The 18,558-nt window shown below is 73.3% G+C and carries 15 protein-coding genes; 4 read left to right on the top strand and 11 right to left on the bottom strand.

Annotation, left to right across the window (positions count from 1 at the left end):
* Window positions 1–13: 13 nt before the first annotated feature.
* From WIS52_RS25150 to WIS52_RS25135, 4 genes are all read right to left on the bottom strand, one after another.
* Window positions 14–907 (bottom strand): ABC transporter ATP-binding protein, encoded by an 894-nt coding sequence (locus tag WIS52_RS25150; RefSeq protein WP_349300833.1) that lies wholly within the window; start codon window positions 905–907, stop codon window positions 14–16.
* A gap of 42 nt (window positions 908–949) precedes the next feature.
* Window positions 950–1,729 (bottom strand): ABC transporter permease, encoded by a 780-nt coding sequence (locus WIS52_RS25145; protein WP_349300832.1) that lies wholly within the window; start codon window positions 1,727–1,729, stop codon window positions 950–952.
* Window positions 1,726–2,532, bottom strand: coding sequence for an ABC transporter permease (locus tag WIS52_RS25140; RefSeq protein ID WP_349300831.1), 807 nt, complete (start codon window positions 2,530–2,532; stop codon window positions 1,726–1,728). Before WIS52_RS25140 ends, WIS52_RS25145 begins: the two co-directional genes overlap by 4 nt.
* Before the next feature lie 90 nt (window positions 2,533–2,622).
* Window positions 2,623–4,371 (bottom strand): CocE/NonD family hydrolase, encoded by a 1,749-nt coding sequence (locus tag WIS52_RS25135; protein ID WP_349300830.1) that lies wholly within the window; start codon window positions 4,369–4,371, stop codon window positions 2,623–2,625.
* A gap of 147 nt (window positions 4,372–4,518) precedes the next feature.
* Here WIS52_RS25135 and WIS52_RS25130 point away from each other — a divergent pair, with 147 nt between their 5' ends.
* Window positions 4,519–6,282, top strand: coding sequence for a helix-turn-helix domain-containing protein (locus WIS52_RS25130; RefSeq protein WP_349300829.1), 1,764 nt, complete (start codon window positions 4,519–4,521; stop codon window positions 6,280–6,282).
* Here WIS52_RS25130 and WIS52_RS25125 read toward each other — a convergent pair.
* The 6 genes from WIS52_RS25125 to WIS52_RS25100 form a co-directional block, all read right to left on the bottom strand.
* Window positions 6,279–7,442 carry a CaiB/BaiF CoA transferase family protein gene (locus WIS52_RS25125; protein ID WP_349300828.1) on the bottom strand — a complete coding sequence of 388 codons (1,164 nt, stop codon included), beginning with the start codon at window positions 7,440–7,442 and terminating at the stop codon, window positions 6,279–6,281. The two genes, WIS52_RS25130 and WIS52_RS25125, sit on opposite strands and share 4 nt — an antisense overlap.
* Entirely contained in the window at window positions 7,442–8,422 is a 981-nt protein-coding gene (locus WIS52_RS25120) for an MBL fold metallo-hydrolase (RefSeq protein ID WP_349300827.1), read from the bottom strand. Before WIS52_RS25120 ends, WIS52_RS25125 begins: the two co-directional genes overlap by 1 nt.
* Window positions 8,422–9,351 carry a cyclase family protein gene (locus WIS52_RS25115; RefSeq protein WP_349300826.1) on the bottom strand — a complete coding sequence of 310 codons (930 nt, stop codon included), beginning with the start codon at window positions 9,349–9,351 and terminating at the stop codon, window positions 8,422–8,424. Before WIS52_RS25115 ends, WIS52_RS25120 begins: the two co-directional genes overlap by 1 nt.
* Window positions 9,352–9,623: 272 nt before the next feature.
* Entirely contained in the window at window positions 9,624–10,829 is a 1,206-nt protein-coding gene (locus tag WIS52_RS25110; RefSeq protein WP_349300825.1) for a 2Fe-2S iron-sulfur cluster-binding protein, read from the bottom strand.
* 88 nt (window positions 10,830–10,917) lie between these two features.
* Window positions 10,918–12,858: an NAD(P)H-dependent oxidoreductase subunit E gene (locus WIS52_RS25105; RefSeq protein ID WP_349300824.1), complete on the bottom strand. Its 1,941-nt coding sequence runs from the start codon at window positions 12,856–12,858 to the stop codon at window positions 10,918–10,920.
* Window positions 12,859–12,861: 3 nt separating this feature from the next.
* Complete coding sequence (locus tag WIS52_RS25100) at window positions 12,862–14,805, bottom strand: molybdopterin oxidoreductase family protein (RefSeq protein WP_349300823.1); 1,944 nt, start codon at window positions 14,803–14,805, stop codon at window positions 12,862–12,864.
* A gap of 93 nt (window positions 14,806–14,898) precedes the next feature.
* Here WIS52_RS25100 and WIS52_RS25095 point away from each other — a divergent pair, with 93 nt between their 5' ends.
* A complete protein-coding gene (locus WIS52_RS25095; RefSeq protein WP_349300822.1) occupies window positions 14,899–16,287 on the top strand; it encodes a DUF6880 family protein in 1,389 nt (462 codons plus the stop codon).
* Between the two features lie 4 nt (window positions 16,288–16,291).
* On the opposite strand, the gene mobA is transcribed toward WIS52_RS25095, so the two are convergent.
* Window positions 16,292–17,122 carry a molybdenum cofactor guanylyltransferase gene (gene mobA, locus WIS52_RS25090; protein ID WP_349300821.1) on the bottom strand — a complete coding sequence of 277 codons (831 nt, stop codon included), beginning with the start codon at window positions 17,120–17,122 and terminating at the stop codon, window positions 16,292–16,294.
* Between the two features lie 89 nt (window positions 17,123–17,211).
* Here mobA and WIS52_RS25085 point away from each other — a divergent pair, with 89 nt between their 5' ends.
* Window positions 17,212–17,634 carry a hypothetical protein gene (locus tag WIS52_RS25085; RefSeq protein WP_349300820.1) on the top strand — a complete coding sequence of 141 codons (423 nt, stop codon included), beginning with the start codon at window positions 17,212–17,214 and terminating at the stop codon, window positions 17,632–17,634.
* 88 nt (window positions 17,635–17,722) lie between these two features.
* Window positions 17,723–18,550: a formate dehydrogenase accessory sulfurtransferase FdhD gene (gene fdhD, locus WIS52_RS25080; RefSeq protein WP_349300819.1), complete on the top strand. Its 828-nt coding sequence runs from the start codon at window positions 17,723–17,725 to the stop codon at window positions 18,548–18,550.
* The last annotated feature ends 8 nt before the right edge of the window (window positions 18,551–18,558 follow it).

Below are 18,558 nucleotides of genomic sequence, written 5' to 3'. Positions count from 1 at the left end.
GGGTGGGGCACCGTCATGCGCCGGTGCGCTCGGAGGCCGAACGCTCGGCGAGGATCAGCTCGAGCACCTGGGTGCGCAGCTCGACGAACCGGGGCAGCGCCTTGGTCCGGACCTGGTCGCGCGACCGAGGCAGGTCGACGTCGATCGTCGTCCGGACCTCGGTCGGCCGGTGCGTCAGCGCGACGACCCGGTCCCCCAGGTAGACGGCCTCGTCGATGTCGTGGGTGACGAGGACGATCGTCATGCCGGACTCGGCCCGGATGTCCAGGAGCAGGTCCTCGAGCTCGGCCCGCACCTGCGCGTCGAGCGAGGCGAACGGCTCGTCCATCAGGAGCACGGTCGGCCGGTAGGCCAGGGCACGGGCGATGGCGACGCGCTGCTGCATCCCGCCCGACAGCTGCCACGGATAGGCCTGGTCGACATCGCCGAGGCCCACGTGGGCGAGTGCCTCGGTGGCCCGGGCGGTGACCTCCGCACGCGGAAGGCGGGCGCCCCGCAGCGGGAACTCGACGTTCGCGCGCACGCTCTGCCACGGCAGGAGCGAGCGGCTGTACTCCTGGAACACCATCGCAAGGCTCGGCGAGACACCGGTGGCGACGGCACCGTCGACCAGCACGTCACCGGCTGTCGGCCGCAGCAGCCCGGACAGCGACTTGAGCAGCGTCGTCTTCCCGCAACCCGACGGCCCGACGACCGAGACGAACTCGCCCGCCCGCACCTGGAAGCTGACGTCGCCGATCGCCGTCACGGCGCCCGGGCCCCGGCCGTAGGTGACGCGGAGGTGGCGCGGTTCGAGAACGATGTCGGCGCCGCTCGCGGCGGTCGTGACACTGTCGTGGGGCGCGTCGTGCGGTGCCGCCGGGACTGCGCGGCCACCGTCGACGTGCCCGTGACTCGAGGTGGACACACTGCACTCGCTTTCGTCGGGTGTGAGAGGTCGGTTGCGGTGTCAGGCGCTGCGCTGATCGAGCGCCCGCCACCTGCGGTGCCAGCCGAGGACCATGCGTTCGACGGTCACGACCAGGCCGGTCACCGAGCAGCCCACGAGGCCGATCATGAGCAGGCCCGACCAGGTGTCGAGGATGTTGAACGACTGCTGGGCGCGGATGACGACGTAGCCGAGGCCCGCACCGGAGGCGAGCATGTTGGCCACCACCATCGTTCCGACCGACGCCGCGACGGCGATCCGGACGCCGGCCATGATCTGCGGCATCGCGCCCGGAACGACGACCTGGACGAGCCGGCGGGCCGGCGAGAGGCCGTAGACCCGGGCCGTGTCGAGCGCGACCTGGTCGGCGGCGCGCACACCGTCGACGGCGGCGATCAGGATCGGCCACGTGCCGGCGAAGGCGATCAGTGCGATCTCCATCGTCGTGCCGGGCCCGAGCAGGACCAGCCCGAGCGGCACGAGTGCGACGACCGGCGTGGCCCGCAGGAACTCGGTGAGCGGGCGCACGTCACGCCGGAGCCGCGGGGACAGCCCGAGGACGATGCCGCCGAGCATGCCGACGAGCACGGCGATCACGAATCCCACCGCCAGCGCGACGAGACTCGGCACGAGATCGCCGCGCAGGCGGTCCGCCGTCCACGTCTCCGCGAATCCCTCGACGATGTCCGGCAGCGGCGGGAAGTACGGCGAGGCGCTGCCGGAGCTGACGACCCACCAGAGCGCCACCAGCACCACCGGCACCGCCAGGCTGGCCAGCACCCTCGTCCCGACGGAGCTCACTGCAGCTGCTCCCGCTGCGAGACGTGCCAGCGCAGGGCCCGCCGCTCGATGCCGACGAGTGCGGCGGTCACGGCGAGACCGATCAGGCCGGTCACCAGCACCCGGGCGTAGAGCAGGGGGCGGTCACCGATGCTGGCCGCCCGCGCCATCTCGGCGCCCAGCCCCTGACCCCCGACGATCAGCGAGGTGGCGATGGCGAAGATCAACGCGAACGTCCCGGACAACCGCATCCCCGTCGCGATGTAGGGCAGGCAGCTGGGGACGTCGACCAGCACGAACCGGCGCGCACGGCCGATCCCGTAGACCCGGGCGGTGGCCACCGCCACCGGATCGACGTCGCGCATGCCGTACATCGACTGGATGAGCAGCGGCCACAGCGCCGCCAGGACGACGATGACCACCGTCAGCTGCTGCCCGATGCCGTAGATGAACAACAGCAGGGGAAGCGCCGCGATGGCCGGGAGGGTCCGGACGAACTCGAGGGTCAGGTAGCTCGCCCGGTACGACAGCTCGGAGGCGCCCAGGAGCATCCCGACGGGCACGCCGACGGCGGTCACCAGCGCCATGCCCAGGGCCCAGGCGCTCATCGACGAGGCGATGCCGTTCCACAGATCGGCTCCCCGCAGGTCGGCGAGCAACGCCGCGCCGATCTCGGTCGCCGGGGGGAAGTCCTGGCCGGGCAGGATTCCGGTGCGCGTGCACACCTCCCAGACCAGGATCACGGCCACCACGACGAGTGCGGGCTCCGCCCGGCTCACGAGCCGCCGCCGGGTGACGTCGGGAAACGGACTGCTGATCCTCATGGCTCTCCTGGGACGGGCGCGACGGCACCGCGGGACGACGCCGGTGGCGCGCCCAATCGCTCTGCCGGGTGGGTGTGGTGTCGCGGGCGGTCAGCGCCGGATGAAGGGCACGACGAGTCGCGAGGGCGTGCCGGCTCCGGTGTGGACGGTGACGGTGGCTCCGCTCGCCGGGCTCGCGTCGTCGCAGGCGGGCCGGTCGACGGGGTCGTCGTGCACGAACGGGCCGGATCCCCGCAGCGGCACGCGGATGTTGGACAGCGCCTCGGCGGCACCGCCGTTCTCGAAGTCGTGGCCCTGCACCGTCACGGCCAGCCGGTGGCCGGGCGGCAGGACGACGCAGGTCGGCCAGATCTCCACGTCGACCTGGTAGGTCGTGCCGGGCTCGAGCGGCTGCCGCGACGTGTGCGGGTGGTAGGGCCGGTACGGGGTCGACCGGTCGGCGTCGAGCTCGCGGTGCGAGGCGCGGAGCCATCCCTGGGCCGGCGGCGAGTGCGGATCGATCGCGCCCGGGAAGGTGACCTCGTCGCCGTCCGGGGTGAACACGCGGATCACCGCGAACAGGTCGGCGTCGTCGGTGTCGCTGCTGACGAACAGGCTGAGCGCGAGCGGGCCGATGATCTCGATCGTCCGGTCCGACGGCGGCAGGGTGAAGGTCGCACCGTCGACGAGCTCGGTGTAGCCGGACTCGGCGGCCGCGGGCAGCTCGTCGGTCAGGGACGCCGTCGCGGCGTCGAGGAACAGCTCGGTCCAGTCGGTCTCGGGCAGCGGCCAGCCCGTGGCGGTGCGGTCGGAGAACGAGCCGTCCACGTGACGGACCCGCAGCAGCACCGGAGGTTGCTCGTCCCAGCCGTTGTCGACGCCGAACAGGAAGTGGTCGAAGAAGCGGCGCTGCAGGTCACGCCCGTAGTCGGTGTAGTACTCGGTCCAGTGCTCCAGACCGTGCATCTCGAGCCACTTCTGCCGGGACCCGGCGCCCAGGTATCCCTCGACGTTGCCCCGCAGGTGGAGCCCGGCACCACCCCAGCTGCCGGCGGACAGCAGCGGCACCTCGATCCGGGACAGGTCGGGCGTGCGGGTGGCGTAGTACTCGTCGTCGAACGGGTGTGCGCGGTGGTCCGCGCCGAGGTCGACCCGGTTCTCGCGCAGCGTGCTCTCGTCGAGCGCCTCGTCGCCGGTGACCTCGAGTCCGTTGATCGTGCTGAGGAGCTTCCGGCCGTTGCCGTGCTGCACCGACACGACCTGCATCTCGTACCAGTGCCGGGTGAACGTCGAGAGGATGCCGCCGTGGTGGGTCACCTCGCGGTAGACGTCGTTCGCGCCCTCCCAGACACAGATGGCGGCGAGGTGCGGCGGCCGCATCGCGGCGACCTGCCACTGGTTGATGCCGTAGTAGGAGATGCCGGAGAGCCCGACCCTGCCGTTGCTCCACTCCCGGGTCCCGGCCCACTCGATGCAGTCGGCGACGTCCCGGGTCTCCCGCTCCGAGAAGCAGTCGATCCGGCCCGGCGAACGACCGGCGCCGCGCGAGTCGACGCGCACGCAGGCGTAGCCGTACGGCACCCAGCGCTCGGGGTCGGCGACCTCCCAGCTCTGGAAGCGGTTGGAGGAGCCCTTCCCGACCTCCGGGTGGTCGGTGACGAGCTTCTCCCAGGCCGTCGCGTACCCCTCGGCGAACGGCAGCCCCTTGCCGTACGGGCCGTAGCTCAGGAGGACGGCGGCCGGTTCCCCGCCGACGGGCCGGAACACGTCGGCCCGCAGGACGAGACCGTCGTCGGCGGTGATGGGGACGTCCCACTCGGCGAGGACGGGCCCGCTCTCGGTCTCGATGATCTCGCGCACGATGTGCCCTTCGGTCGACGCCGGCCACGCAGGTCCGAGCACCTCGTCCCCGCGATGTGATGAGCCTCTCAGCGTCGATCCGCGCCAACAATGTCCGCGATGACAGACATTGACGCGCCTCATGTCCCCGATGACACAATCGCGCCGGTGACGGTTCCTCCTGTCCCGGACCTGCGGACCTGGCTCCGGGCGATCGGCACGCTGACCGCCGCGGTGAACACGGAGACCGAGCTGCCGACGATGCTCGACCTCGTGGCGACGACCGCCAGGGAGCTGCTCGGGCTGGACTTCTGCGGGGTGATGGTCCCGGCACCGGAGAACGACCACTTGCTGATCCACGGGGCCAGCGGGCTGCCCGCCGGTTACATCGCCCGGGTCAACGAGCACCGCCGCATCCGGCTGGACGGCCCCGACGCCGTCGGGGCCCCCGCCGCCCGCGCGTTCTACTCGGGTCGCCCGTGCTCGGTCTCCGACACCGATGCGGAACCGAACTCGAGCTGGTCCGACGTGGCACGCGAGCAGGGCTACCGCTCGATCCTGGCCGTTCCACTGAGGACCTCGGCCGGCACCATCGGCACGCTCAACAGCTACCGCTCGACGGTGCACGAGTTCACCCCGCGCGAGGTCGAGCACCTCGAGCTCCTCGCCGAGCACGCGACGATCGCCATCACGTCCGCGCGGGTGCTCGACGACCTCCGCAGGCAACACCGTCTGATCGAGCGCGCGGGGCAGATCCACGACCGTCTGGTCCGCGCGGCGGTCCGCGCCGGGGGTGTCGAGGGCATCGCCGGGACCCTGGCCGAGCTGGTGTCGAGCCCGGTCGTCGTCCTCGATGCCGACGGTGAGGTGCTCGCACGGGTCGGGACCGACGCCGACCGGGCCCCCGCGGACCTGCCGACGGCCGGGACGGACCCCGCGCCGACCGAGCGGCCACTCGTCCGCCGGCACGGGCAGCACGTCGTCGCCGACGTGGTGCTCGACGGGCGCGTCGTGGCGACCGTGTGGCTCCTCGGCCACGCGCACCGCCTGGACGCACTGGGGGTGCGGGCCGCCGAGCACGCGGCGGTGCAGCTCTCGCTGGAGGTCCTCCGCCGGCGCACCGCGGCCGAGGCCGAGCAGGGCGTGCGCGGGGAGCTCCTGTCCGAGCTGCTCGCCGGGGCGGACCCCCGCTCCGCGCGGATCAGGGACCGCGCCCAGCTCCTCGGGCACGACCTGAGCGGCGACTGCACGATCTACGTCGTCCGCTCCGACGGGGCCCCGGACCCGTCCCGCCCGGCCGACCGCCGGGCCGGAGCCGACGGGGCGGAGCGCGTCGTCCCCGAGGCGGTCCGCCTGACCTCGCACATCCGGCCCCGGCCGCTGGTCTCCGCGGTGCACGGCGTGGTCGTCGCGCTCTGGCCCGGCGAGCACTCCCCCGATGCCGAACGGCTCCTGCGCCGGGCCGTCGCCGCGGCGCTACCGGGAGCGGCCGTCACCGTGGCGGTCGCCCGGTCGGACCGGCTCGGCATCGCCGCCGCCCACCGGCTGGCCTCGGGAACGATGGCCTTCGCCCTCGCCAACGGGAGGGGAGGAGGTCTGGTCTCGACCGAGGACCTCGGCGCGGCCGGGCTCCTCCTCCAGTTCGCCGAGCCGTCGGCACTGCGGCGCTACGCCGCCCGCACGCTGGGCCCGATCCTCGACTACGACGCCACCCACGGGACCGAGCTGGTCACGACCCTGCGTGCCCATCTCGACAGCGACCTCGACCGGCGCGACACGGCCGAGCGGCTGGTCGTCCACCCGAACACCGTCACCCAGCGGCTGCGCCGCATCGAACTGCTCACCGGGCTCGACGTCCGGTCGTCGCGCGCCACTCTCGAGGCGCGCATGGCGCTGACACTGATCGACGTGGCCGGTGCCGTGGAACGCTAGTCGTCCGGCCCCGGAGGACCGCCGAGGACGTCCGCGGTGTGCTCCCCCAGCCCGGGGACGCCCGGCACGGACGGGTCCGGGCCCGGGTCCGTCGAGAAGCGGAACGGTGCGGCCACGACCGAGACCACCGCACCGTCGGGGAGCCGCACCGGCCGCCAGCGCCGTCCGTCCACCAGCTCGGGGTGGCGCGCGACATCGGCCACCGAGCTGAGCCGTCCCCACGGCACGCCCGCCCGATCGAGCTCGTGCTCCAGATCGGCGGCGGACCGCCGCGCCGTCGCGGTGGCGACCGCCGACTCGACGAGGTCCCGGTGTTCGAGGCGCCCGGCATTGTGCACGAGACGCGGGTCGCCGGCGAGGTCGTCGAGTCCGAGCACGCTGCACAACCGGGCCCACTGGCGATCGTTCTGCACCGCGATGTTCAGGGTGACGTCGTCGGCGGTGCCGAACGGTCCGTAGGGCGTGATCGACGCGTGCCGGGTGCCGGCGGGCTCGATGTCCACCCCACCCTCCCGGTGGGCGATCAGCAGCGGGCTCATCCACTCCGCGAGCACGTCGAACATCGACACGTGTATCCGCGGCCCCCGCCCTGTGCGGTCACGCTCCCGCAGCGCGGCGAGGACGGCGGTCGCGGCGTAGATCCCGCCCCCGAGGTCGGCGAGCGAGACCCCCGGTTTGGCCGGCTGTCCGGGTAGTCCGGTGCTGGCCGTCACCCCCGCCTCCCCCTGGACCAGCAGGTCGAAGGCCTTGCGGTCCCGGTAGGGCCCGTCCGGCCCGTACCCGCTGATCCGGCAGGTGACCAGGCCGGGGTTGAGGTCGCGCAGCTCGTCGTCGGAGATGATGCGCTCGACCGCACCCGGCCCGAGGTTGGACAGGAACACGTCGGCATCGCGCAGCATGGTGCCCAGCGCCTGTTTCCCCGCCGCCGTCTTGAGGTCGAGCACCACCGAGCGCTTCCGGTAGTTCAGCCACACGAAGTGCGAGGCGTACCCCTGCGCGAAGGTGTCGTACCCGCGGGCGAAGTCCCCGCCGTCCGGCCGCTCGACCTTCACGACGTCCGCGCCGAGGTCGGCCAGGTGGCGTGAGCACAGCGGCGCCGCGACGGCCTGTTCCAGCGCGACGATCCGGAGACCGGCCAACGGGCCCTGCGGGTCCGGCATCAGAACCTCAGCACCGTGCCGACGGAGGGCTGCAGGTAGCGGTCCGGCGCGCTCGACCGGAACGCCGCGTGCGCGGGCAGCCCGCTGCAGTGCATCGGGACGATGTGCCGCACGTCCCGCTCCCGCATACCGCCGACGGTCAGGTCGACGTTGTCGTGCGGGGTGGTCGGGAACCCCAGGTGGAACCCGCCCATCACCGCCAGGACCGGCTCGGGTCCGCAGATCGCGCGTGCCCGGTCGATGGTGTTGAGCACCCCCGCATGGGCGCAGCCGGTGAGCACGACCAGGCCCTTGCCCTTGACGTCGATCACGAGGCCCTGTTCCTCCAGGACCCTGTCCAGGCCGTAGCTGCCGTCGGCGCGGACCTGGTAGAGGCCGGGAGCGTGCTCGGCCGGTGGCTCGACCGGCCCCTCGAACGACACCTGCCTCGGGATGGATCCGGTGGTGTACATCCCGCAGCCCAGGTCCAGCGCGCCCGAGCTCAGGACGGGGCGACCCCCCTGGCGCTCGATGCCGTCGAGCGTGAACGCCTGGTTGTAGTAGGCGGAGGTGCGGCCGTCCCCCATCACGGCGTACCGCGGGAGGAAGGCGTCCTCGTGCGTCGCGACCGGAACGGTGTCCTCGAGCGCGCCGAGGAGGGCGTCGAGGCCGCCGTAGTGGTCCGGGTGACCGTGGCTGATCACGACGTGCGAGATCCGTCGCGGATCGACGCCCAGCGCGCGCAGATTGTGGAGCAGGACCGTGCCGGTCAACCCGACGTCGAACAGCACGGTGACCTCGTGCCGCCCGCGCCGTGCCGTCACGAGCAGGCTGATGCCGTTCTCCGCCTGGGGCGGGAGCCGGCGCAGGTCGAAGTGCTCGATCAGGCCCGACCGCACGCAGTGGCTCCCGTCGCCGAGGTCCCGGTCCGGCAGCAGCATGTCGACCCAGTTCTCCACCAGGACGGTGATCTCGACCTCGTCGGCCTGGAACGGACCCATCAGAAGATCGCCAGCGGGTTGATCGGCGAACCGACCGCACCTGTGATCGGCAGCGGCGGCGCGCTGAAGAAGAAGTCGTACCGGCCCTCCTCCTCGCACGCCGTCGCGAGCCCCTCGAGATCGAAGATCTCGCCGATCGTCATACCGGCGTTGACCAGCAGGATCAGGTGCAGCGGCTGGAAGACCCCCGGGGTGTCGTTCGGGAGGACCTCGGCCCCCCAGGTGTCGGTGGCCAGGGCCGCGATCTCGTGCGAGGCGAACCAGTGGGCGGCGCTGACGCCCAGGCCGGGGGCCGGCCCCGAGTCGTACTCGCCCCACGTCCCGGTGGCGCGCACCTGCGCGATCTGCCCGGTCCGGACGAGCACGATGTCCCCGGACCGCACCTCGACGCCCTGGGCGGCCGCGCAGTCGGCGAGCTCCTCGGCACCGATCCCCTGCCCGGCCTCGAGCCACCGGACCCCGCGGTGCCGCGGGATGTCGAGCAGGATCCCGCGGCCGACCACCCCGTCGGCGATCCGGTCGATGCTGTTGAGGGTCGCTCCCGTGCTCGTCACGTGCTCGAGACCGTGCCCGTTCCACATCTGGCCGCGGTAGAAGATGTGGGCCAGTGCGTCCCACTGGGTGCCGCACTGCAGCGGCATCGAGACGGCGTCGTCGGTGTAGCGCAGCACGGCGAGGTGGTCCTGGGCGCCGAGTGCGATGTCGCCGCCGTCCTGCAACATCGAGTGGACCGGGTTCGTCCGCCCACCGAAGCCTCCGCGCTGCGGGCCCTCGTCGTCGAAGGGCAGGCCGCACGACACGACCCGTCCCGACCGGATCATCGACGCGGCGTGGACCAGCACGCCGGGCGTGATGAAGTTGAGGGTGCCGCGCTGGTCGTCCTCCCCCCAGCGTCCCCAGTTGCGGTAGCGGAGGCAGAGTTCGTCCACGAGGGCGACCGGATCCCGGTCGTCCGGGTGATCCGCGGTGCGAGCAGCTGCAGGGTCGAGTGTGGACACGTTCGATCCTCGTTCCCTCGGTGCGTGGCCAGGAAGTCGATCGCCCGGTGGTCGGGGACGGTGGTCGTCCGGTGACCCACCGTGCTGCGATCGGACTTCACTGTGACCGAGTTCGCACCCACCACGCCATGGCGCCAGGGCCACATCGAGGGGTCATCGATGTGACCGGGGACATGGCCCGCGCCGAGGAGAGGTCCGGGGCGCTAGCTCCCCGGCAGGTTCTGCACGTGCCGGAACCCGAAACGGCCCTTGATGCACAGGTGCCCGTAGGTCACCGAGTGGTCCGACGGGCTGGTCACGTTCACGATCTCCCCGCGCTGCACGTGCAGCTCCAGGTTGCACCCCACCCCGCAGAACGAGCAGACCGTCGTCGTGACGCTCTCCTCGTCGGGGTGCCAGTCGTCGGCCTCGCGCTTGTCGTGCTCGGCGACCGACTTCAGCGCGCCGGTCGGGCAGACGCCGATGCAGTTCCCGCAGTAGACGCACGCCGACTCCGGCAGCTCGACGTCGTGCTCGGTGGCGATGCGGGCGTCGAACCCGCGCCCGGCCGCGGCGATCGCGAAGGTGAACTGGGCGTCGGTCCCGCAGGCGTTGACGCACTTGTAGCACATGATGCAGCGCGAGTAGTCCCGCACGTAGAGGTCGTTGTCGACCTTGACGGGCTGGGCGACGGTGGCCCGGGTCCGGCCGTCGGGGGCATGGTGGTGCCCGGCGTGCCGGCGGTCCCGCTCGCCGGCCTCCGCCGGTGCGGCCGGTGGGCCGTAGCGGTCGGGGTCGACGCCGTAGTCGGTCATCCAGCGCTGCACGTCGGCGCTCGCCTGGTCCATGTCCACCGAGGACGCCAGCAGTTCCAGGACCATCCGGCGGCTGTGCCGGACCTTCTCGGTGGCGGTGCGCACCTCCATGCCGTCCTCGCACTTCCGCGCGCAGGACGGGACGAGCGCGCGGGAGCCCTCGACCTCGACCACGCACACCCGGCAGGCGTTGATCGGGTCCATGTTCGGGGCCCAGCACAGGGTCGGGGTGTCAGCCTGTTCGGGCGTGCCCTCGCGGTGCAGGGCCTCGAGGATCGTCGAGCCCTCGGGGATGCGGACCTCGGTGCCGTCGAGCGTCACGGTCACGGTCCGGCGGATCTGCCCGAGCATGACCGGGCCGCCGGCGAGCCGTTCGGCGGGGCCGGGTGCGGATCCGGCCGGGTCGGCGACGGTGACGCCGACCGCGCCCGCACCGTTGCTGCGGCGCAGCGTGCCGACGCCCTCCCCCGCGCCCGGGCCGCCGCCGGGTGTCCCGGAGCCGTTGCTCTCGGTACGGGACGCGTCCGCCTCGGGGGCGCCGTCGATCTCACCGGGCTCGGGTGCGCGCGACCCGCCGTCCGGTCCGGCCGGGCCCTTGCCGCCGGTCGTGGTCATGTCCGCCACCCCGTCTCCGCGTCCCGTGCCGGCCGCATGCGGTACGCGCGCCGTTCCTCGTGCCTGCCCCGAGCCGATCCGGGGGCGGTCATCGCCCGCCCCCGTGTCCGTTGCCCGAGTGCCCGTTGACCTCCGGATGGGCGTGCCCGTTCGAGTCGGGGCCACCGGCGTTGCGCGACGGCGCCGCGATCAACCCGAGGTCGATCGCCGACATCACCGCCGACGGCGCGGTCTGCCCGAGCCCGCAGATCGACGAGTCCCGCATGACCCGGGCGAGGTCGTCGAGCAGGGCCAGCTCGGTCTCCCGGGACCCGATCGGCGCGTCCCGTTCCAGCCGCGCGAGGGCCTCCTCCTGGCGCACCGTCCCGACCCGGCAGGGCACGCACTGCCCGCACGACTCGTCCCGGAAGAAAGCCGCGATCCGGCGCAGCGTGCCGGTGAGGTCGGCGGCGGTGTCGAAGACCAGCACGACGCCGGAGCCGAGGGTCGCGCCGATCTCCCGGGCACCCTCCAATGTGAGCGGTGTGTCCAGATCGGACGGCATCACGAAACCACCGGCCGCGCCGCCGAGCAGCACGGTGCGCAGCTCCCCGCGCGTGCCACCGGCGAGGTCGAGCAGCTCCCGCAGGGTGGTGCCGAAGTCCACCTCGTACACCCCGGGCGTCCCGACCGCGCCGGAGACGCAGAACAGCTTCGACCCGGTGGACTTCCCGCCGCCGACCGAGGCGAAGGCCTGCCCGCCGATGTTGAGGACCTCCAGCACGTCGTACAGGGTCTCGACGTTGTTGATCGCCGTGGGCTTGCCGAACAGCCCGGCGGTGGCGGGGAACGGCGGCTTGTTCCGTGGTTCCCCGCGGTAGCCCTCGATCGACTCCAGCAGCGCGGTCTCCTCACCGCAGATGTAGGCCCCGGCGCCGCGGCGCAGGTCGATGTCGAACGCGAAGCCCTCGCCCATGACGTCGTCGCCGAGGTAGCCACGGGCCCGGGCGGCGGCGATCGCGTCCTGCAGCCGGCGGGTCGCCAGCGGGTACTCGCCGCGGATGTAGAGGTGCCCGGTCGTCGCGCCGGTGACGTAGCCGGCGATGGTCATGGCCTCGATCAGGCCGAACGGGTCGCCCTCCATGAGGACGCGGTCCTTGAACGTGCCGGGCTCGGACTCGTCGGCGTTGCAGATCAGGTGGTGCGGGCGTTCCGGGGTGGCCGCGACCGTCTCCCACTTCACGCCGGTCGGGAACGCCGCACCGCCGCGCCCGGTCAGCGAGGCGTCCTTCAGCTCGGCGATGACCCGGGTCGGGCCGAGGTCGACGGCACGGCGCAGCGCGGCGTACCCGCCGGCGGCCCGGTAGTCGTCCAGTGAGCCGGGGTCGACGACGCCGACCCGGCGCAGCAGCCGCAGGTGCTCACCGGTGCGGGTCTGGGGTGCGCTGACGGTGGTGTCGGCGAACGCGTGATCCGCGGCGGAGGCCTGTTCGCCGGTGGGGTCCGCGGGGGCCTGCGCGGCCTGCAGGACCGACGACGGCGTGGCCGGGGCCTGGGAGAGGTCGGGCTCCCCCGCGCGCTGGTGCAGTACGGCCGGAGCGCGCTCGCACAGGCCGAGACATGGGCTGCGCACCCAGCAGGCGTCGGTGGAGCCGTCCAGCCCCGGCTCGAGCTCGGCGATGATCTCCTCGCCGCCGAACGGGCCGCACGCGACGTCGTCGCACACGTGCACCACCCGCGGCGCCCGCGGCTCGACCGAGAACATCGCGTAGAACGTGGCGACGCCGTACACCTCCGCCGGCGGGACCTGCAGCGTCCGCGCGACGTGGTTGAGCGCCCCCTCCGAGAGCCACCCGACGGCGTCGTGCACCGCGTGCAGCATCGGCAGCAGCAGGTGCCGCCGGGACCGGGCGGCGTGCCCGGCGTGCACCGACCGGGTCGCGACGTCGCCGTCCCGCTCGGGAACCGTGGGCGCGAGCATCGCGAACGCGGCGTCGATCGCCTCGCGCTCGCCCTCGGTGGGCGAGGCCGACGACAGGTGCAGATCCATCCACTACCCCCCGGCCGCCGGGAGCGAACCGAGACGTTCGATCCGCACCGCGGTGGCCTTGAACTCCGACGTCCCGGACTTGGGGTCCCAGGCGTCGTTGGTGAGCGCGTTGACGTCGACCTCCTCGGTGAAGTGCGGGGTGAACGACGCCAGCCCGGGCCGCAGCGACGGGTCCAGCGCCACCGGGGCCTCCACCGAGCCGCGCCTGCTCGTGACCCGCACCCGCTCGCCGTCGGCGATGCCGAGCCGCGTGGCGTCCGAGGCGTCCATCCGCAGCGACTCCCGGCGGCGCAGCGGCGAAGCGTAGCCGCCGGTCTGGACGCCGGAGTTGTAGGCGTCCAGCAGCCGCACCGTGGTGAGCCTGATGGGGTAGTCGTCGGTGAGCTCGTCGACCGGTGGGACGTGCTCGACCGGCGTGAACGGCGCCGCGTTCCCGCGCTTCTCCGGTTCGGTCTCCCACAGCCGGGCGTGCATCAGCGGGGTACCCGGGTGGTCCTCGGTCGGGCACGGCCACTGGATGCCGCCGAGCGCGTCGAGCCGGGCGTAGCTCATCCCGTGGTGCCAGTTCAGCGACACCGACCGCAGCTCGTCCCACACCTGCTCGGCGGTCGGTGAGCCCCAGTCGTGGCCGAGCCGGTTCGCGATGTCGCAGATGATGTGGGTGTCCGGGCGGGCCTGCCCGGGCGGGTCGAGCGCCTTGCGGACCCGCTGCACCCGTCGTTCGGAGTTGGTGACGGTGCCCTCGTACTCGCACCAGTCCGCCGAGGCCGGCAGCACGACGTCGGCCAGCTCCGCGGTGGCGGTCCGGAAGATGTCCTGGACGACGAGGTGGTCCAGGCCCTCCAGCAGTTGCCGGGCGTGCACGACGTTGGCCTCGGACTCCGCCGGGTTCTCGCCGATGCAGTACAGCGCGTTCAGCTCGCCGCGCTCCATCGCCTCGAACATCTCCGAGAGGTGCATCCCCTTCTCGGACGGGATCGGCTTGCCCCGGTAGACGGCCTCGAAACGGGCGCGGGCCTCGTCGTCGGACACGTCGTAGCCGCCGGGCAGCTTGGCCGGGATCGCGCCCATGTCGCCGCCGCCCTGCACGTTGTTCTGCCCGCGCAGCGGCACCAGACCGGAGCCGTAGCGGCCGACGTGCCCGGTCAGCAGCGCCAGGTTGATCAACGCGAAGACGTAGTCGGCGGCGTTGTGGTGCTCGGTGATGCCGAGCGTCCAGCAGATCTGGGCGCGGTCGGCACGGGCGTAGGCGTGCGCCAGCTCCCGGATCGACGACGCCGGCACGCCGGTGATCTCCTCGGCTCGCTCCAGCGTGTAGGGCTCGACGGTCTCGGCGTAGTCGTCGAACCCGGTGGTCGAGCGCTCGACGAACGACCGGTTCACCAGACCGGCGTGGATGATCTCGCGCCCGATCGCGTTGGCCAGCGCGATGTCGGTGCCGACGTCGAGCCCGAGCCAGGAGTCGGCCCACTGCGCGGTCGAGGTGTGCCGCGGGTCCACCGAGAACAGCCGGGTCCCGCCCGAGATCCCCTGCAGCACGTGGTGGAAGAAGATGGGGTGCGTCTCGCGGGCGTTACTGCCCCACAGGACGATCAGGTCGGCGTTTTCCGCTTCGACGTACGCGGAGGTGCCGCCGCCGGCACCGAACACCGCCGTCAGACCGACGACGCTGGGAGCGTGTCAAGTGCGGTTGCAGCTGTCGACGTTGTTGCTGCCCATCACCGCCCGGGAGAACTTCTGCGCGGTGTAGTTCATCTCGTTGGTGGCCTTGGAGCAGCTGAACATGCCGTAGCGCTCGCCCGGCACGTCGCGGAACCCGGCCGCGGCGCGGTCCAGGGCCTCCTCCCACGAGGCGGGGCGGAGCACGCCGTTCTCGCGGACGAGCGGCTCGGTGAGACGGACGTGGCGGGGCCTGAAGCCACGGCGGTTGCGGGTCGTGCGGGTCATCGTCGACCTCCGGCTGGTGAGTCCGGGACTCCTCCACCGTAGCAACCGCGGAGATCCACGTCACATGATCGGCGTAGGCGGCAGACTGTCCCGATGGACTCCGACCCCGGACGGCCTCCCCCCGGCGACGACCTCGACATCTACCTCGGCTCCCTCGACGCCGACGCGCTGCGCGCCCTGCTGCGCACGATCGCCGACGGCGACCCCGCGGTCGACCGGCTGCTGCGCGTCCGGGCCACCGCGGGCACCCCCGACCCGGGCGCGACGCGACGGCTGACGGCGGCCGTGACCGAGGCGCTGCGCACCCGCGAGTTCATCGACTACCGGCACTCCTTCGACGTCGCCAAGGACGCGAACGCGGTCCTCGACGAGCTCGAGGACCACCTCGACGCGGGCGCCCCGGACACCGTCCGGCCCGCCCTGGAGCGCGCGACGACCCGATTGCGCGCGCTCGCGCTGCAGGCCGACGACTCCGCCGGGGTCATCGGCGACGCCGGGCAGCGCGCCGTCGACCTGCACGCCCGGTCGTGCCGCGAGGGCTCGCCCGACGGCCGGAGGCTGGCCCGCTGGCTGGTGAAGTTCCGCGTGGGCTCACCGGGGTGGCCGGAGGTCGTCCTCGACGACCACCTGGCCGGGCTGGGCGACGCCGGGCTCACGGCCTACCGGGCCGCGGTGGCCGGCCTCGACCCCACCGGCGACACCCTGTTCGAGATCGAGCGGATGCGCCTGGAGCTGGCCGACCACGACGGCGACGTCGACGCCGCGATCGACATCCTGCAGCACGGTGGCCGGTCGCCGACCTACGGCGGGATCGTCCGGCGGTTGCGGGCCGCCGGGCGGGAGTCCGAGGTCCTGGGCTGGATGGACCGGGCGATCGCCGACGGCCGGGTGTCCGGCCGGCTCGGCCCGTCCGGTGCCGATCACTGGCTCGACCCCGCCGACGTCGCCCGGGTGCTGCTCGGCGCCGGCCGGCCCGACGACGCGGTCGGGGTGCTGCGCACCGAGTTCACCAGCCGTCCGGACCGGACGACGTTCGCGGCGCTGCTCGCGTTCGCCGGCGAGCTCGGCCGGCGGGAGGCGGAGCGGGAGTGGGCGCTGGCGCACGCCCGCTCGCGCGCCGGTTCGCACGAGCGGGGTGCGGTGCTCGTCGACCTGGCGCTGGGCGAGGGGGACCTCGCCGCCGCGTGGGCGGCCGCCGACGAGTTCGGTGCGGGGGCCGGGTGGCGTGATCTGGCCGAGGCGAGCCGGGACGAACGGCCGCTCGGCGCCGCGCAGCTCTACCGCTCGGAGGTCGACGCCCAGCTGGAGGGCGGCGCCGACACCCGGGTGTACGCCTCGGTCGCGGAGACGCTCGTCGATGTCCGGGAGCTGCACAGGGCGGCCGGGAGCGAGGAGGACTTCGTCCAGTACCTGCGCGTCCTCCGGGAGACCTACCGGCGGCGGACGTCGCTGATGACCGCCCTGAACCGCAACGGTTTGTGAGTGGTTATCGCGGTCCTGACCGCGACAACCGCTCACGAGCGACGGAGTCGCCGGTGACCAGCGGGAACCAGGAGGGCAGCGGGCCGGGGGGCGCGACGGTCTCGCCGACCGCGACGAGACCGCCCTCGACGGCGCCGGCGCGGGCCGCGCGCAGGGTGCGGGTCCGGCCGTCGCCGTCCTGCAGCCGGACCGCCGGCAGTGGGCGGGCCAGGGCGTCCGCGAGCTCGTCGGGGGTGTTGACGTTGAGCAGCGAGTCCAGGCCGGGGTCGAGGCGGGCGAGGACCGGGTCGGCGCGCAGCGCACGCTCGTCGATCCGGTGCACGTCGCAGCGGGCGAACAGCGACGGCGGCCGGCCCTCCCCGGCTCGCGTCAGCGCGGCGATCTCGGCGGCGAGGGCTGTGCGGTAGGCGGCGGCCAGCGGCTGGTGGTGGCCGTGCGCGACCGGCAGGGCGACGTCGTGGCCGTCCAGGTGGTCGAGCGTCCGCGCGGCGAACGCGGGGTGCAGCAGGGGCAGGTCGACCGACGCGACGAATGCGGAGCTCCGGTCCAGCGACTCGACCGCCGCCAGGCCGATCCCGATCGCGGGCAGCGGGCCCAGGTCCGGCACCGGGTCGTCGAGCACCTCGGTGCCCTCCGGGAGCAGCGGCAGCGGCTGCCCGGCCGCACGCACCACGACCAGCGGCCCGTTCACCGCCCGGCCCAGGACGGCGACGGTGCGGGTCAGCAGCGGCGTCCCGTGCCAGTCCAGGTCGGCCTTCGGCGTCCCCATCCGGGACGACCGGCCGCCGGCGAGGACGATCCCGGCCCCCGGTCGTCGGCCCCCGTACCCGCGCACGCGGTGATCCTACGGGCCCGGCCTACCCAGAACTGATGACTCCGAACGGCGGGGGGCAACACGTCCGGTCAGGGCACCGATGCGAAGTTGTGACCACTTCGTACCAGCCCCGCCACGGCGCGTCCGACGACGACGAGAACAGGTGGACCACCCCGGCCGTCCCGGCGCAGCGGAGCGCCCCGCCGATGCTTCCCGAGCGCCCCCGGTGGACCGCCCCGGCCGGGCTGTCCACCCCGTCCGAGTGGGTCACCCCCGTCGACCCCACCCATCGGGTCCCTCCGCGGCCCGGCGCGACCGCGCTGCCCGCCTCGGCGATCGAGGCGATGATGCGGACCGCCGCCGCACCGATCTCTCCCGCCGTCGGGGCGGACCCGTCGTCGTCCGGGTCCGCTCCGTCGGCGCCCGGTCCGCGCCCCCGTCGCGCGTGGGTGCCGTGGACGGTGGCCGGGGTCGCCTGCGTCGTCGCGATCGGCGCGATCGCGTCCGGCGGGCGCACCCGGATCCCGGAGTAGACCGAGCCGCGGCGGCCGGCCCCGGGCGGCGCCTACCCTGGTGGTCCGCCCACCGCCCGCCCAGGTGGCGCGGAGGAACGAGGACGTGATGGGACGGCTGACGGTCCGCCGGCCGGTGCTGCGCCTGACCGCCGACGGGACGACCCGGTCGCGGCCGGACACCCTGGTCGCCGAGGAACCCCTCGAGCTCCGGGTCGGCGGGAAGCCGCTGTCGGTGACGATGCGGACCCCCGGCCACGACGTCGAGCTGGCGCACGGCTTCCTGCTCACCGAGGGCGTGATCGGGAGCGGCGCCGACATCGCGGCCGCGCGCTACTGCGACTCGCTCGACGACCAGGGCCGCAACACCTACAACGTGCTCGACGTCGACCTGGCCGCCGGTGTGGAACCGCCGGACACCTCGGTGGAACGGAACTTCTACACGACGTCGTCGTGCGGGGTGTGCGGGAAGGCCTCGCTGGACGCGGTGAAGCTCAAGACCCGGCACTCCCCCGCCGCCGACGCGCTGCGGATCGGGCGCGAGCTGCTGGTGCAGCTGCCCGACCGGCTGCGTGAGCACCAGAAGGTCTTCGGTTCGACCGGCGGCCTGCACGCGGCCGCGCTGTTCGACGCCGACGGTGAGGTGCTCGCCGCCCGGGAGGACGTGGGCAGGCACAACGCCGTCGACAAGGTCCTCGGCCGAATGCTGATGGACGGCCGCATCCCGGCGGCCGGCACGGTGCTGATGGTGTCCGGACGGGCGTCGTTCGAGCTGGTGCAGAAGGCCGTGATGGCCGGGGTGCCGATGCTGGCGGCGGTGTCCGCGCCGTCGTCGCTGGCGGTGGACCTGGCCGAGGAGGCCGGGATGACGCTCGTCGGGTTCCTGCGGGGCGAGACCGGCAATGTCTACACCGGAGCCGAGCGCATCGTCGTCTGAGCCGGCCG

Source organism: Pseudonocardia nematodicida (assembly GCF_040105385.1).
In the GTDB taxonomy this organism is placed as follows: domain Bacteria; phylum Actinomycetota; class Actinomycetes; order Mycobacteriales; family Pseudonocardiaceae; genus Pseudonocardia; species Pseudonocardia nematodicida.
The sequence above is the reverse complement of the archived record's forward strand: the minus strand, read 5'-3'. Positions and strand labels throughout refer to the sequence as shown.